The sequence below is a fragment of the Microcoleus sp. LAD1_D5 genome, assembly GCF_036702115.1.
GTDB lineage: Bacteria > Cyanobacteriota > Cyanobacteriia > Cyanobacteriales > Microcoleaceae > Microcoleus.
Window position 1 is genome coordinate 1 of the sequence record NZ_JAUBSA010000052.1, and the last position, 14904, is coordinate 14904.

The window sequence follows — 14904 nt, forward strand, 5'->3', positions numbered from 1 at the left end:
ATTTTAAACCATCCTAATCTTTCTTCAGTCTTGTCTTATGGTACTTTGGCTGCTTAAAAACTGTCCGGAGTATTGTTCCATTTGTTTTATCTAATTAATATAAATTGAGTGATTTTGATGCTGACCAAAAAATGGACATCCCCAAATTGCTATCTTACTCAAAGCTATCACAACTTGCCAGCCTGTGTTTACTTGGCTCAACAATTTATATTTCTTTACAAATCCCTTTTGTTTTCAGGTAAGGTGCAGCGCACCCTGCAAGTTTGATTAATGCAGCAAATCCACAATATGAGGAATAATTTCGATATGCTGAGTTAACAAATAATCCAACCTATCCGCCAATAAACTAAAAATTAAATCGTTATAACTCATCCCGTATTCCGCCAAACCTAAAGCTACCAAACTCGTCACATTTTCCCCTGGATGTTTCAGATCCGGTTTTGGATTTGCTTCCAAAACATAAAGCGAGCCATCAGCATCACTTCGGACATCGAGCCGCACCAAACTGTTCAAACTAAACTCCCAATAAATTTTTCGAGCTAACTCAATTAACTCTTGTTTTAGTTCCGGTTCCTCGGCGCCCATTAACCGTCCTCTGTCGGCCGTAATGGCTTTTTGATCCATAGAAGTAAAGATACGTTCGTCAGACTCTAGCACCCGCTCCACAGTCGAAAAAGCAAAGGGTTTTGTATTTTTATCAAATTTGCCTTGAGCATAAGTAACATAGCCACAAACCGCTACACAAAATTCTCGTCCAGGCAAATACTTTTCAATTAAAGCAGTATTGTGAGTGTCTCGGTGAACTTCCGAAACCGCCTTAGACAAACCCTCAATCTTGTCTACAAAATGAACGTGCAGCGAAGCGCGGCCGGATACTGGTTTAACAACAAACGGCCCTGGATAATCTCCAAAAGCAATGGAAAAACGCTCGTGCAAATGAGGATGCAAAATCCCTTGAGAAGGATGCCAAGTCATAAACGGAGCGGTTTTTATTCCGACTGATTGCAGTTCCCGTTTAAAAGCGTGTTTGTTATCTAAAGTTGAACTATTTAAAGGATTGTGACCAACATAAGGCATTCCCAACATTTCCAACAATGCGGGAGTGTGACAAACAGGATTGTAGCCCTGGACTCCGCCAGTATTCATCCACACTAAATGGATATTTTTTTGTTTTAGTTGTTCGCCTAAATTCATGTCATCAGGCATGACAAAGACTTGCTGAAATCCAATTTCTGCTAATGCTTTAGCAATCTCGCGGGCGACGACTTCGTAACTCTTCCAAGAGCGGGGATTGTGAGTTTTGTAAATCACTGATTCGGGGCGATCGCAGTCGCCGCCGAACACCACAGCAATCCGCAATTTAGCAAGCAGCACCTCCAAATATTGAGGTAGTAAACTAAAGTCGTAATGCCAGTGATTCATGCCAATTGATGTTGCAAACATTTAAGTTTTTTCCCTGTGTATTTTATTTTTTATCGGCAGAACTGCTAGATTTTGCCAAATATATTCCAGCCAAAACTACGGAGAAAGCCAACCAATTAAACAAGCTCAAACTTTCCGCAAACAGCACCCCGGCAATAATCGCAGTAATCAGGGGTTCTAGCAGCAGGAAAAGAGCGACAAATCCCGACGACAAACGACCGAGACTGTGGATGAGAAGTCCTTGGCCGAAAGCTTGGCAAATCACCGCCAAACCAATTACAGCCAGCCATCCCTGCCAAGAATAAGGGAAAATTCGATCGCCCGCCAGCAGAACCAGTGGCAAAACCAATATACTGCCAATAAAACAGCGCCACATCAATATAGTTGTCGCTGGAAACTTCGTTCGCAAATGTTCTGCAATCAGCAGATTTCCTGCATAAAACATCGCCGATAAAAGAGCAGCAATGTCGCCGACAAGAGTGTCTCCCGCCGTTTGCAAATCCTCCATGCCGATCGCAATTGCGCCGGACAAAGCCACCGCCAGTCCCACCAAAAACCTGTTGTCAAAGCGCCGCCCCAACAGCAGCCATCCCCCCAAAGTAGTAAATAAAGGAGTTAAGTTTCGCAGTACAGTAGAATTAGCGACATTAGTCTGAGTCAGTGACCAGGCCCAGAAACCCAAAGAAGCAGAAGAAACCACGCCTACGGCTGTTAACAGCATCACATCCTGCCGAGTGTAGCTCGATCGCCCTTCAACTTGTGCCCCAGACATTCGGCGACGCGCAGCACCCGCACCATTCCACAGTCCAAATACCACAGTTGCTATCCACAAACGGTTAAAAACAGTAGCATTCGGGCTGATTTCCCGTTCGCTCAACCTAATAAAAATCGCAGCCAGCGACACCGCTAGCAGCGCCGCCGACAGCGAAACGATCGCCCAAATTTTGCCTTTACTGTCAGCTAATTCACCGTTTTTTAAACTGTCCGGCTTTCCCGAAACAAGAGTTTTGTCTTCAGTTGTTAAGGCAGAGTTTAACTCGGTTTTTCCCAAAATATTGCGCTGAATTTCAATATTTGGCTCTGGCAATCCCAGTTTTTTTGACATTATTAAAAGTTCCAATAAAGGCAGAAGGCAGTTGTGTATAGTGCGTGACTCAATAAATTTTTGGCTGCGAAGATAGTAACTCAAAAGTCACGCACTATACTTACTAAGGCTGCATAAACTATTGTTTAGAGTTAACAGCAGCTTAGGTTGAAGGTTTAACAGAAAGCCTTGTCAAAGCCTCCTTCAGCGCCGGCGGCAATTGGCGGATAATCTTGCCCTTGTCGCGATCGACACCAACCAAAGTTACCTGTGCTGTCACGTATAATTCTTGAGTATCGGGCGATCGAATTTCGTAATCCCAAAGCAGCCGCACACCCTCGGTAGCAGCGATCCGCGTTCTGACTGCCACAGATTGACCCATTTGTACAGCCCGGTGGTAGCGCAGCGAAAGTTCCACCACGGGCAATTCCAAACCCTGCGCCACCCAGTCTGCATACTCGATGCCTAGAGAGCGCAAACTTTCCACCCTCGCTTCCTCCATCCAAGCAATATAAGTTCCGTGCCAAACCACACCGCTGTAGTCAGTATGGTGAGGGTACACTCGCACCAAATATTCAAACCAGCCCTCCGAGTCCATCCCGCGCCGGTTTTGAATAGCACCAGCCGGTGCGAGTTCTGGTTGAGTTCGATCGTTCTCTAACACGTTACAAATCGTTCCAAAACGCTACATTTCTACAAATCATAAGACAAACTTCAGGCCTATGCTTAACATTAACGAACTAGAGTACCAACGCCCTAGTTTAACGTCGCACAAGAAAACTCAACTGTTTTTACCGCCAAAACCATGATAGAAAAAATTTTAGTAGCCGTCGCCGGTCGCGGCTTGTGCGAAGAGATGTTTAATATGTTGATGGACATCCCTTCCTTGCAACAAACCTCTGTCACCGTCTTGCACGTCGTGCCGCCGCAAGTAACATCCGATGGCATGGCCGAGAAATTGGAAGAAGGAGGCAAGATTTTAGCACAAGCAGTCCAGTCTTTAAAAATAGATCCCAGCAGAGTCAATCCCCGGCTCAAACAGGGAGACCCAAAAACAACAGTTTGCCAAGTCGCAGAAGAAGAACAATCCGACTTAGTAATTATGGGTTCGCGGGGACTCGGACGGCTGCAATCGATTTTGGAAAACTCAGTCAGCCAGTACGTTTTCCAGCTAACATCGCGACCGATGCTGTTAGTAAAAGACGACATCTACGTTAAAAAAATCAAGCGCGTCATGGTGGCGGTAGACAAGTCAGAAGCGGCCAACCAGTCATTACAGCTTGCGCTATCTTTGGTCAAAGAAGTCAGTGGCGGAGAGATAATTTTAGTACACGTCACCAAAGATTTGACGGGAAAAGCCAGCACAGATTTAACAGCAAGTGCTGACAAAGACCCCGTATTGGCCCCAGCAGTAGCACTAGCGAAACAAATGGGAGTTAGCTACCGCTGCGTTAGTGCTACAGGCAAGCCTGGGGAAGAAATTTGTCGGATTGCAGACGACATGAATGCCGACTTGTTGGTGCTCGGTTCCCCGGATCGGCGACCCAACGTTGCCAAAAACTTTGTGGATATCGATCGACTCCTAGGAAATTCGCTATCAGACTACGTGCGAGTTTATGCCAACTGTCCCGTCTTGCTAGCCCGCACAGTCGGCTAGAATCTCCTCGTTAAGAGTTAGCAGCTAACACTCAACAGTTAACAAAAAAAGCGCCTCAGCAAAAAGCTGTTGGCGCTTTTTTTGCAAGCAGCAAAGCCAGACAGAAATAGCAGCAGTTGCTAATCTTTTCTGCCTTGACGGCTAGCTGTTTGAATGTACAGAATGATTAGAAAAACACTGGGAACCAATACAAACAGAATGGTTGCCACAAACCCTAAATCGTTAACTTCCATGAAGACGCTCGCCTCTATCGGAAAATAGGAAAATACACACAACTAGGATATCACTCAAAGGCAAAAGGCAAACTCGAAGACAGAAGAATGGCTTACGGACAAGCGTCGAAACCCAGTTTCTGCGTGGATGCCTCGCAGACCAACCTTTTATTTTTTGTAGAAACCAAGTTTCTTTTCCTAGGTCAGGAAAAGAGATGATTATACAGTGAAATAGGAAAAAAAAACAAAATTATTGCATTCTGCATTTTTCTTTCCTTCTGCATCTCTAGCATCTCTAGCATCTCTAGCCTTCTGAAAGTCACGGTTTAGTCTTCACGCTCACCTGGCCGTTGACCATAGCTTGACAAGCCAACCGATAGTTTTCGGGCTTCTTCTTGAGCTTGCGGTTTTCAAAGTCAGTGCGGGGCGACAGATTTTCACTTCCCTCGACAATTTCCACAATGCAGGTGCCGCATTGACCGATGCCCCCGCAATTCATCATCTTTCCCGAAAACGTGTACAAATCGATGCGGTTTTCTAGAGCTTTGAGCCTCAAATTGGCTCCGTCTGCTGCGATGACTTCCTGATTTTCCTTCACAAACTTGATATTGGCCATTGCCGCTCCCTTAACGCAGTTGACATGGAACTCTATTACCAAATATTAACTAATGTGTCGGACGTTTAATACAGGATGTCCAATTGATCTGGTAATTAAAGCTCGCCCCAACTCAATCTCAAGGAGCGTCTGAGAGGTTATTAGTGGGCAGATTGCTCACAGCCCGCTGAAGAGACGAAAGTCCCAGGTTGTAGGTGACAATTGCCGACAATCGGTTTCTCTCAGCCCTAGTCAAATCAGTTTCCGCCTGAATCACATCCGTCTGAGTACCCACACCAGCTTGAAACCGCAGTCTCGCCAAACGCAGAGCTTCCCTTGACTGCAAAACCCCCGCCTCAGAAGTTTCGATATTCTCAAAACTCGACTCCAAGCCAAAATAAGCTTGTTCCACTTCCCGGCGCACCTGATTGCGGAGTTGGTCAAATCGAGTTTCGGCGATCGTAATATCAGCATTCCGCTGTTGCACCCGGGCGTTCGCCGCGCCCCCATCGAAGATACTCCAAGTCAGACTCGCCCGGATCGAATAACCATCGGCCCAGCCACGAGCAGCAAACGGATCGGGGTTATCAGGGTCTTGTCCCAGTACGTTGTAACTACCCCCCACGCTCACTTGAGGCAAACGCGATGCCTGAATCGCTCGCCTCTGCTGCTTGCTGATATCCCTCTGCACCAACTGCTGTTCCAACTCGGGGCGATTCCTAAAAGCCTGCACGATACTCTCTTCCAAAGATAGCCTCCAAGAGCCCGCTTGCTCTACCGGATCAGCCGCCGTCAAGTTCGCCGACTGGCTGATATTCAAAATCTCAGCCAGACGCCGCTGGGCAACTCGCTGATCGCGACGGGCTACTGACAGTTGTTGCACTTCGTTAGCCAAATTTGCCTGAGCCTGCAACACAGCAAATCGGGTTCCTACCCCGGCCCGTTCCAAAGCTTCGGCATCCCGCAAACTTTGCTGGGCATTTCTGACCGAAGCTTGGCGGATGGCAACTTGTCCGTCCGCGTTTTGCAAGGTGTAGTAAGCCTCAGCAGTGTCGAAGCGGAGTTCCTCGGCTTGGCGTTCCACATCCAGTTCCCGAAGGCGCAACTGTTCCTCTGCCGCGCGGATGGTAGCGCGCCGGCCTCCGAACAAATCGAGGTTGTAGCTCAACTGCAAAGTGCTGTTGAGACTGTTGTTGCCGAAATTTGTGCCTGCTTGCTCGGCGGGCTGCCCGGTTCGGTTAGCCAGAGAGTTGAGGCGGCGCTGGCTAGCCCGGATTCCGAGTTCTCCGCCCGCACTCATAGAACGGCTGGCGTCCATTTGAAAATTCAGGTCTGGATAAAGAGCAGCTTGCTGTTCGCGCAAAGCTGCTCTGCTTTGTTCCACTTGCTGTCCGGCGATTTGCAAAACTTGGCTGTTGCGGCGGGCGAGGTCGATCGCCTGCTGCAAGGTAATTGACTCTGTTTGCTCGATCCTGACATCCTCCGGGTTTGTCGGAAACAGCAGCGGATTCGGGTTGGGTTCCAGGGAAGCCGGAGGCTTGGTATCTAAAATGCCCTTCGGCGGGACAGGGGGGAAACTTTCGTTCGGAGTGCCCCGGAGAATGGGTACCGGGGAACTGGGCACAGGAACATTGTTGGGAGGGTTCGGAGAAGGCTGCTGAACCTCTGTCGGTTCCAACCCTCTTAGAGGCGTTGAACCGCCCTGCGACAGAGTTAAAGGGGCAGCCGGAGCAGCCTGTTGAGGCTTTGATGCTTGCTCGGACTTGGTTGAGGAAGTTGATGCGATCTTTGATCCCCCTTGCTGCTGAGACTCGGAGGTTGGCGGGTTAAGGGCGATCGACTGTTCGGGATCGGATGCTGATTCAGGCGCTGTGTTCGAGGTCGATCGAGCATTCTGCCCTAATTCGAGCTGATTGCTAAGGGGGGAACTGTCCTGAGATTGAGCCGGAGGCTGTGCTGAAGCACTCTGTGTGGCGTTGCTGAAAGTAATTGCAGCGCCTACTCCGACTACGATGATTTGACGAAAAACACGCATAATTTTTTAATTACTCTGCAATCCTAGAGACAATTTTAGAGCAAGATTGAGGTCTCAAGTTTCTAGTTTGTAGCCTGAACTCGCCAGTTACAAGTCAGAATTACCCTACTCATCTTAACTTTTGAATGTTCGATTCAAAATTTAGAATTCAACCTCAGCAGTTGCCAGACCGATCGCCGCCGAGATTAGTTCCTCTACTCCGCTCACGGGCAAAATCCGGGTTTTCAGAGAGCTAGCGAGCTGTTCGAGGGTCATGTCGTCTAGAAAACGCGGTTCCCCCTGTTTTAGCATCACCGACGGCAACAGGATACCATCTCCCAAGTCTCGCCCCTGCAAAGCTTCGAGTAAATCTTGCCCGGTGAGCAAACCCGTAACAGTGATAGTTTGTCCCCAGTAGTGGCTGCACAAAGCTGCCATGTTGACGGACAAGCCGGGAATTTGGTTTAGTTGTTGTACGATCGGCTCAAAAGCTTTTTCCACAGCATTCCCCACCACCCAAACTAACTTGCGCGCAGGCTCGACTGGCATCGGTTGCAGCTTCTCAAAAGCAGTTTCAAACTGCTGGATAAACTGGCGAATCGAACCCACACCGTTACCAATTTGCGGATAATCTTCGTAATCAGCAGCCGACGGCAAATCTAAACCAGCTATTAAAAACCACTCGTCAGCCAGCCAAATACAGCGCGATTTTGCATTCTGCTTTTTCGCCTTTTGGCCACCTTTTCCTTTACTCAAAAGCACTTGAATTTTCTGCACTTGCTCTATTACTTCTCGCGCTTTTTCCGCAGTTACTGCGATCAGTTCATCTTCGGCAGGGCGAAAGCGAGTTAAACCCACTGGCACTACGGCCACCGATGCTACAGCGGGAATATTTCCGGTATGAAACTTTGCTAAATCTAACAAAGTGCGTTCTAAATGTTCGCCATCATTAATACCAGGACAAACAACTACTTGAGCGTGAATTTGCAAGCGACGTTCTTGAAACCATTTAATTTGTTCGAGAATCTTGCCCGCGCGGAGATTTTTTAACAGCCTAATTCGCACTTCCGGTTCCGTAGCGTGTACGGAAACATAGAGAGGAGAAAGCCGCATTTGTTCGATTCTGTCCCACTCTTTCTGAGTCAGATTTGTGAGAGTGAGATAGCTACCATAAAGAAAACTAAGTCGGTAGTCATCATCCTTAAGATACAGAGTTTCCCGCTTGCCCGGTGGTTGTTGGTCAATAAAGCAAAAAGGACAGCGATTATTACACTGAATTAGTCCATCAAAAAGAGCAGTTTCAAATTCCACTCCCAAGTCTTCGTCATACTCTTTTTCTATTTCTAACTTGTGGGTTTTGCCTTTAGTGTCTAATACTTCTAATTCGAGAAATTCATCGGCGCACAGGAATTGATAGTCAATTAAATCGCGGGGTTTTTGACCGTTGACGGCGACGATTGAGTCTCCGGGTTCAAATCCGATTTCGGCGCAGATACTGTCGGGGATAACTTTGGTGATTAGGGCGGGCCGGATTGATAAGTCGCTCATAAGTTCGGGCTGGCATTTTCCAATTTGATAAGTTGTTGTTAAAAAATTTGTTTTAAGTTTTTATTTAACGATAAACTATACCATAATTCATGTCATTTGTCAAGCGCTCAGTGCCAAAAAAAGAGCTGTTTGTGATGCGCGAAATGACTTGTCGAGTTGCTGAATGCACAGGATTATATTTTTTCCATAAACACTCCTTCAATCCGCACCTCAAAACGTATCCCGATCGCGCTCGGCTGCCATCCAAGTTGCACCGCTTGGCCTATCCATTGTGCTGTATCAGAGGGTGTTACTGGTTTCACTTCGTTAGTTGGAGTCAAACCTTGAGGATGAGGTCGATCGGTGAGGATAACTAACACTGAACCCCGTTTTTCAGAGTGTTCGACAGCAACATGAAGATTTCCGCAAGCGTAGTCTGCTTGCGTATTAGTAGCTTGTCTTCGGATTAGCCAGATGAAAGGCTCCCTATCAACAATTATTTTTCTTGTTCCTTTTTTCGGTATTGACATAGTTTGCTAAGGTCGTTAGCGTAAAGGTAAAAATCGCACTTGCCCTTCCCATTCTCCTTCCAGACTGCACTCAGCTATTAGCAAAATTTCCTCGATCGCCAAACCTACGGAAACACGGCGACTGACTTCAAATAACCCAGGCATTGCAAGACCTGCGTGCATTCGCTCATAGGCGAAGTTGGTCATCGTTGCTACATCGTGAGTTAGTCCCACGCGCCCTTGCACCGCTGCCTATTCTAAGACCGTTGGGTCGTCTGCTTCGATCAAGCCCATATCTTGAACGCGGACAATATCAACGTCGGGATTCCGTCGCAGAATACCTCGGACAATCTGATTGTTAAAGTTCTCGTCTGCTAAGAATCGCAGCATATAAAACTACTCTTTTTGGTTGCGTCTTGCTAATAGGCGATCGCGTATTCCAACTGGGCTAAAACGCCTTTCTGCTTCCTGCTGAACTTCTGCGGCAAGACGTTGACGTTCCATCATATAAGCGTTAACTTCAGATGGGTGTCGCAAGTAGTAGCCGATCGCAAAATAAATATCGGAAAGTTCAAGAGACGGGTACTGTTCCCGGATTTCTTCTGCTGTGCCTCCTTCAAGAAAAGCTGTAATGAGTGTATCTAGTGTGACCCGGGTTTTGCTAATGCGGATAACACCGTTTGCATCAGCCACAAGCGGAATTGGTTCAGCCGTAGGAACAAGTAGCATTTTGAGATTGATGGCAGTGTTAGTTTTCTCTCTTCAGCATAGCAGTCTGCTAAGCTCGATCGCCTTTAAAATTAGGATAAGTTCTGGGTTGTGAATTTATTTGAGCTGTGACAGAATAAAGCAAAAATCTTTAATTTATGAAATTCAAAATCTTGACAGGACTGCTAACCGGGTTAGTTGCTTGTACTACAAATGTACTTTTTTGTCAACCCAGTAGTGCGGAAAATGATAGCTTTTTTAACAACGGTACTCTCAAATATATTAACACTGGGATTCTGAATGCAGAACCCGTGGTGTGCGCTGCTGTTAACAAAGACGATACTTGTACGAATAGGACTTTGCCCCACACTCTCAAGGGGAGGAGGGATGCTGACGCTACCTTGAAAAAACAGCCAAAAGTTGACTTAACAGTTGTACAGTTTACCAACAGTCAAAATTACAGCATTGCTAAGATTGGCAACTCCGATTTAGCGGCAGGGGAAAAAGCTGAGGATTTCTTGATTCAGGGTGAGGAAAAGTATAGAAAAGGAGATCGTCAGGGTGCGATAGAAGATTTAAGCAAAGCAATTCAGCTTAATCCTAATTATGCCGAGGCTTACTATAACCGGGGAATACTCCGCTATGTATCAGGAGACAACCAAGGTGCGATCGCCGATTTCAACGAAGTTTTGCGAATTAATCCTAACTTGTTCCAAGCCTACGTCAACCGGGGGAATGCCCGCGATGACTCAGGAGACAGCGAGGGTGCGATCGCCGATTATAACGAGGCTCTGCGAATAAATCCTAGCGATTCAAAAGCCTACTACAACCGAGGGGTTACTCGCTCTCGTTTAGGAGACAACCAGAGTGCGATCGCCGATTACAACGAAGCTTTGCGAATTAATCCTAATTATGCCTTAGCCTACAATGGTCGCGGGAATTCCCGCGCTGAGTTAGGAGACAAGCAGGGTGCAATTCAAGACTTTCAGAAAGCAGCAGACTTATTTCAGAAGCAAGGAGATAGAGATAACTATCAAAAAGCCATTAATAATCTTAGGAGACTTCAATAAACTGCAACAACTCCCCAAAGGTCGATCGCACTACTAAGCGCTAAAAAATAGAATACTTAGAACCCAAACCTCTTTTTTAAGAATTCTGAGTTATAATTAAATATTATCATCATCAGATAATTTAATAATTTTTCAGATTTTAATTACTTACTATAGGGCGGGTAAATGGCTTATGTAAATCAAAGAAGATTCCTAAGATAAAATTACATTAAATAAAAAACCGAAAAAAATGTTCGCTTTCATCATTAAAAGCACGCACATTTTATCTCCAATTTCCCTGTCTAAATGAATTTTTAACTATCAAAAGATTCGTTAATTTTGAGATTTTATGTTTTTTTAAAAAAACAAATAGATTGTAATTTGGCGTTCCAGTTATTAATTAGACCGAGTTCAGAGCGACATAAGTCGCTCCTACTGCTATCGAATTTCTATTTTAGATATTTCGCACGGCCCCACCTGCGATCGCCGTTAAAATGGCTACGCCAAAAGCTAGCCGATACAACACAAATATCCACGTCTTTTGAGTTTGCAGGAATTTCATCAGCCATGCGATCGACAAATAAGAAAACACAAACGCCGAAATCGTTCCAACTATCAAAGCTGCAACTCCAGCCTCGCCGATTCCTTGTCCCAAATCACCCTTTAATTCCACTAATCCAGCCAGAGTAATTGCCGGAATTCCCAATAAAAAAGAAAACCGCGCGGCGGCAGGTCTTTCCAATCCCATGAACAATCCTGCTGTGAGAGTGGAACCCGATCGCGAACACCCCGGAATCAAGGCTATTGCTTGAGCTAATCCCATCAAAATACCGTCTTGAACAGTTAACTTTTCATAGGTGCGATTGCGCTTACCAATTTTTTCTGCTGTTGCTAACAGCAGCGACATGACTATCGAAGCAATGGCGATGCTGGCCAAACTTCTCAGTGGCGAGTTGTCAAAATCTGGAACCAATGCCTTGATTAGCAGCCCAAAAAAGACTATAGGTATTGTTCCCAAAACCAGTCCCACCGCCATTTGAAACTCTTGCGATTTGTAGTTGCGCTTCACCACGGCTTCTACTGCACCAACAGTTATATTTGTCAAGTCTTTCCAGAAATACCAAAGCACTGCCACAATGCTGCCCAACTGAATAACAGCAGTATAAGCAACCCCTGGATCGCCCCATCCTAGGGCGATCGGCACTACCTTTAAATGAGCGGTGCTGCTGATGGGCAAAAACTCGGTTAATCCTTGTACAATTCCTAAAACAAATGCCTGCACCAGATTGATTTGAGCAGACCCGGAAACATCAGCAGCGGGCGTTTGGGCGAGGAGTGCGTCAAGCAAAGCTATCATTAGTTGTGAATTCCCAGTTGTCAGTTTCTAGTTATCAATTGGATTTAAGATTTTGTACCCTTCTGGGAAGCTAGAAGTCCATCCCACCAATAAATTTTATTGTGGCGCGGATAGTTCCAGTCCGCCCGTGAAAAGCCGATCGCAAATAGCGATCTTCGGTCAGTATAATCCCCTGGTAGATGGCCACTATCAGGAATTTATGATAGTCGAGCCGAAACTACTTTAACTTACTCACCAACATTTGCCTACATTTTGCTGATAAACTTAGGAAAGTTTTTGCATCTGATTTCGCTTTCCTTACAGCAACGGCCAACACCTATGATATTTCCTGAGAACAAAAATTCAATTGTTACTCCTGCTTCTGGCCAGGGCTTGCTGCGGCGAATCTTGTCAGCCAGTCTTTTAACAGTCGCGATCGCACTTAGCTTGATACTGCTAACAGGCACGCCACCAGCCTTAGCAACTCTCACCGACGATCGCTTCGACGGTACAATCTTTGCCCTCTACGCCGGCAACGGTTCCCTAGTTCCTCCTAAAGTCAAGCTTGCAGAGTCTTTCAAACGCCATAAACCCGTATTATTAGTGTTTTACACAGACGACAGCAGCGACTCCAAGCAATATGCGATCGTCGTGTCTCAACTCCAGGAATTTTACGGCCGCGAAGCCGATTTTATGCCGATAACAGTTGATTCTTTGCCTCCGCAACCGTCACCGGAACTCACAGAACCGAGCCATTATTACGAAGGTTTCGTACCTCAAACTCTCATCCTCGACCAATCGGGCAAAGTAGTTTTTAACGAGAAAGGACAAATACCATTTGAACAGGTAGATGATGCTTTTCGGAAAGTATTTGATTTGCTGCCCCGTGAAAAATCCCTCCCGCTAAAACGCCGCGTCGTGAACGAACTTAATGTCGAATTATCGAAGTAAAATGTTGCAATAAGTAATATCAATTCCGGTTGCACCGGAATTATTGTTGACCCTTCGACTTCGCTCAGAGCAACGCTGTTGACTGTTGACTCGGGGTATAAAAACTGAATGGTTGAGTGTTAACTGTTGACTCGATTTTATCATTCCGATGCAACTGGAAAGGATATAAGCTAACTTCCACAAATGAAATACTCGCGAGACCCGACTTCTTGAACAAGTCAGGTCTCGAATAGCTATCAAACCAATTCATATCGTTTCTGGCTGTATCGGGAACAATATTAAAGCTGAAAAAAGCGGCGCCACCAAGTATGGAACAGTACAAGATAAATAGAAATAAAAATGAAGTGGGCAAAGTATTGATAAAACTTGGATATCGATCGGGTGACAAAAAATCCTTGATAGGGTTTTGGGTTAATTGCGGCTGAGTTTTGAGGATATTAAGAGGAATAGGCATCAAAATCAAAGAAGGCGGGTTTTTTGCCGTTTGTGCGGGTTCGGAAGTATGCTAGCAAAAAAACCGGGTTTCTGAGTGCGATCGTTAATCTTCCCATCCCGCTGCTGTTTCAAGCCCTAGATGGGGAAATAGGTGTTTTCCGGCTTAACAACCTCATTGCTGAAGTTCAATCAAAGGGAATTGGTTTCAATCCCTGATAGGGTTTTAGGTGTTTTCCGGCTCAAGCGGGTGGCTTCTTGTTTGATTATAACATGAGTTTCAATCCCTGATAGGGTTTTAGGTGTTTTCCGGCACCGCCGCCGCCGTTGTACCTTTGGCGGGAGTTCCTGTTTCAATCCCTGATAGGGTTTTAGGTGTTTTCCGGCCGGCTTAACAATGCCATCCGCAACAACACGCCGGGTTTCAATCCCTGATAGGGTTTTAGGTGTTTTCCGGCTGATCGCGTTGAGTATAGGAAGATCGCCAAAACTCCCGAACATGTTTCAATCCCTGATAGGGTTTTAGGTGTTTTCCGGCGGGCGTCTCCCGTTGGGCCGCACGAATTAACTCGTTTCAATCCCTGATAGGGTTTTAGGTGTTTTCCGGCGCAGTCGGCAACAAAAAACCGAGTAGCAACTTTATGTTTCAATCCCTGATAGGGTTTTAGGTGTTTTCCGGCAATATTAGAAGTATTATTGATGGTGCATTTTCTGTTTCAATCCCTGATAGGGTTTTAGGTGTTTTCCGGCTCGCATCGCTAATTCCGGTTTATGGCTATCGGAAATGTTTCAATCCCTGATAGGGTTTTAGGCTCTGTTAGTCGCAAAGTTAAAGGCTCAAAAAATCTATCGGAAATGTTTCAATCCCTGATAGGGTTTTAGGTGTTTTCCGGCTAATGCGCCTCAGTGCAAACCCGACAAAGATGGAGTTTCAATCCCTGATAGGGTTTTAGGTGTTTTCCGGCTTGCTTTGACGACAATCTGACTAAGGATCTGACCGAGAAAGTTTCAATCCCTGATAGGGTTTTAGGTGTTTTCCGGCCACATCTTAATCGGATTGCCGATCGGGCTGCAATTCTTGTTTCAATCCCTGATAGGGTTTTAGGTGTTTTCCGGCTAGTGCCTAAATTTCTCAGTCCTGAGAAGAATCCGTCAGTTTCAATCCCTGATAGGGTTTTAGGTGTTTTCCGGCTCTATCTTGATTAAATGGGTTAGGCAAGAAGATGTTGTTTCAATCCCTGATAGGGTTTTAGGTGTTTTCCGGCAATCGCAAGATAAACAGACTGCCAGAATGCGGAGCTAAGTTTCAATCCCTGATAGGGTTTTAGGTGTTTTCCGGCAAGCCACCCGCGCAGCCACCGCACCGACAACAGCCGGGTTTCAATCCCTGATAGGGTTTTAGGTGTTT

Annotated in this window: 15 protein-coding genes and 1 CRISPR repeat array (1 of these 16 only partly in view); of the genes, 3 read left to right on the top strand and 12 right to left on the bottom strand. The window is 46.0% G+C overall.

The features are described 5' to 3' along the window. Positions 1–267: 267 nt before the first annotated feature. From QUA70_RS19835 to QUA70_RS19845, 3 genes are all read right to left on the bottom strand, one after another. The gene (locus QUA70_RS19835) at positions 268–1443 is read right to left on the bottom strand and encodes an ATP-grasp domain-containing protein (RefSeq protein WP_333329888.1); all 1176 of its coding nucleotides are present in this window, start codon (positions 1441–1443) and stop codon (positions 268–270) included. A gap of 22 nt (positions 1444–1465) precedes the next feature. Beyond that, on the bottom strand, positions 1466–2527 hold the full coding sequence (locus QUA70_RS19840) for a DMT family transporter (protein WP_333349387.1): 1062 nt from the start codon (positions 2525–2527) through the stop codon (positions 1466–1468). 142 nt (positions 2528–2669) lie between these two features. Then, entirely contained in the window at positions 2670–3170 is a 501-nt protein-coding gene (locus tag QUA70_RS19845) for a thioesterase family protein (RefSeq protein WP_333329884.1), read from the bottom strand. 141 nt (positions 3171–3311) lie between these two features. Between QUA70_RS19845 and QUA70_RS19850 the strand changes: the two genes are divergently transcribed. Then, positions 3312–4163, top strand: coding sequence for a universal stress protein (locus QUA70_RS19850; RefSeq protein ID WP_333329881.1), 852 nt, complete (start codon positions 3312–3314; stop codon positions 4161–4163). Positions 4164–4282: 119 nt separating this feature from the next. Here the strand turns inward: QUA70_RS19850 and psbM are convergent, their stop codons facing one another. The 8 genes from psbM to QUA70_RS19890 form a co-directional block, all read right to left on the bottom strand. After that, positions 4283–4396, bottom strand: a complete 114-nt coding sequence (gene psbM / locus QUA70_RS19855; RefSeq protein ID WP_015177760.1) for a photosystem II reaction center protein PsbM — start codon at positions 4394–4396, stop codon at positions 4283–4285. Between the two features lie 298 nt (positions 4397–4694). Further along, complete coding sequence (locus tag QUA70_RS19860; RefSeq protein WP_333083505.1) at positions 4695–4991, bottom strand: 2Fe-2S iron-sulfur cluster-binding protein; 297 nt, start codon at positions 4989–4991, stop codon at positions 4695–4697. A 118-nt stretch (positions 4992–5109) separates the two neighbouring features. Continuing rightward, the gene (locus QUA70_RS19865; protein WP_333329880.1) at positions 5110–7005 is read right to left on the bottom strand and encodes a TolC family protein; all 1896 of its coding nucleotides are present in this window, start codon (positions 7003–7005) and stop codon (positions 5110–5112) included. A 141-nt stretch (positions 7006–7146) separates the two neighbouring features. Next, on the bottom strand, positions 7147–8532 hold the full coding sequence (locus QUA70_RS19870; protein ID WP_333329879.1) for a TIGR03279 family radical SAM protein: 1386 nt from the start codon (positions 8530–8532) through the stop codon (positions 7147–7149). Between the two features lie 173 nt (positions 8533–8705). Continuing rightward, positions 8706–9041 (bottom strand): hypothetical protein, encoded by a 336-nt coding sequence (locus tag QUA70_RS19875; protein WP_333329878.1) that lies wholly within the window; start codon positions 9039–9041, stop codon positions 8706–8708. Between the two features lie 15 nt (positions 9042–9056). Then, positions 9057–9254, bottom strand: a complete 198-nt coding sequence (locus tag QUA70_RS19880) for a hypothetical protein (protein ID WP_333329876.1) — start codon at positions 9252–9254, stop codon at positions 9057–9059. A gap of 18 nt (positions 9255–9272) precedes the next feature. Next, positions 9273–9410, bottom strand: coding sequence for a DUF5615 family PIN-like protein (locus QUA70_RS19885; RefSeq protein ID WP_333349388.1), 138 nt, complete (start codon positions 9408–9410; stop codon positions 9273–9275). 6 nt (positions 9411–9416) lie between these two features. Then, positions 9417–9749, bottom strand: a complete 333-nt coding sequence (locus QUA70_RS19890) for a DUF433 domain-containing protein (protein WP_333329869.1) — start codon at positions 9747–9749, stop codon at positions 9417–9419. A gap of 137 nt (positions 9750–9886) precedes the next feature. Here QUA70_RS19890 and QUA70_RS19895 point away from each other — a divergent pair, with 137 nt between their 5' ends. Then, on the top strand, positions 9887–10798 hold the full coding sequence (locus QUA70_RS19895; RefSeq protein WP_333349390.1) for a tetratricopeptide repeat protein: 912 nt from the start codon (positions 9887–9889) through the stop codon (positions 10796–10798). A 433-nt stretch (positions 10799–11231) separates the two neighbouring features. On the opposite strand, the gene QUA70_RS19900 is transcribed toward QUA70_RS19895, so the two are convergent. Then, positions 11232–12134, bottom strand: coding sequence for an undecaprenyl-diphosphate phosphatase (locus QUA70_RS19900; RefSeq protein WP_333329863.1), 903 nt, complete (start codon positions 12132–12134; stop codon positions 11232–11234). 318 nt (positions 12135–12452) lie between these two features. Between QUA70_RS19900 and QUA70_RS19905 the strand changes: the two genes are divergently transcribed. Further along, positions 12453–13064: a thylakoid membrane photosystem I accumulation factor gene (locus tag QUA70_RS19905; protein ID WP_333349392.1), complete on the top strand. Its 612-nt coding sequence runs from the start codon at positions 12453–12455 to the stop codon at positions 13062–13064. A 637-nt stretch (positions 13065–13701) separates the two neighbouring features. Continuing rightward, a CRISPR array of direct repeats spans positions 13702–14904; the repeat unit is 37 nt; unit sequence GTTTCAATCCCTGATAGGGTTTTAGGTGTTTTCCGGC (it continues 2106 nt past the right edge of the window).

Bases quoted from the DNA above. Each gene is read 5' to 3' on its own strand.
- QUA70_RS19895 (WP_333349390.1), top strand. From the start codon at position 9,887: ATGAAATTCAAAATCTTGACAGGACTGCTAACCGGGTTAGTTGCTTGT.
- QUA70_RS19890 (WP_333329869.1), bottom strand. From the start codon at position 9,749: ATGCTACTTGTTCCTACGGCTGAACCAATTCCGCTTGTGGCTGATGCA.
- QUA70_RS19875 (WP_333329878.1), bottom strand. From the start codon at position 9,041: ATGTCAATACCGAAAAAAGGAACAAGAAAAATAATTGTTGATAGGGAG.
- QUA70_RS19870 (WP_333329879.1), bottom strand. From the start codon at position 8,532: ATGAGCGACTTATCAATCCGGCCCGCCCTAATCACCAAAGTTATCCCC.
- QUA70_RS19885 (WP_333349388.1), bottom strand. From the start codon at position 9,410: ATGCTGCGATTCTTAGCAGACGAGAACTTTAACAATCAGATTGTCCGA.
- psbM (WP_015177760.1), bottom strand. From the start codon at position 4,396: ATGGAAGTTAACGATTTAGGGTTTGTGGCAACCATTCTGTTTGTATTG.
- QUA70_RS19900 (WP_333329863.1), bottom strand. From the start codon at position 12,134: ATGATAGCTTTGCTTGACGCACTCCTCGCCCAAACGCCCGCTGCTGAT.
- QUA70_RS19905 (WP_333349392.1), top strand. From the start codon at position 12,453: ATGATATTTCCTGAGAACAAAAATTCAATTGTTACTCCTGCTTCTGGC.
- QUA70_RS19850 (WP_333329881.1), top strand. From the start codon at position 3,312: ATGATAGAAAAAATTTTAGTAGCCGTCGCCGGTCGCGGCTTGTGCGAA.
- QUA70_RS19860 (WP_333083505.1), bottom strand. From the start codon at position 4,991: ATGGCCAATATCAAGTTTGTGAAGGAAAATCAGGAAGTCATCGCAGCA.
- QUA70_RS19835 (WP_333329888.1), bottom strand. From the start codon at position 1,443: ATGTTTGCAACATCAATTGGCATGAATCACTGGCATTACGACTTTAGT.
- QUA70_RS19840 (WP_333349387.1), bottom strand. From the start codon at position 2,527: ATGTCAAAAAAACTGGGATTGCCAGAGCCAAATATTGAAATTCAGCGC.
- QUA70_RS19865 (WP_333329880.1), bottom strand. From the start codon at position 7,005: ATGCGTGTTTTTCGTCAAATCATCGTAGTCGGAGTAGGCGCTGCAATT.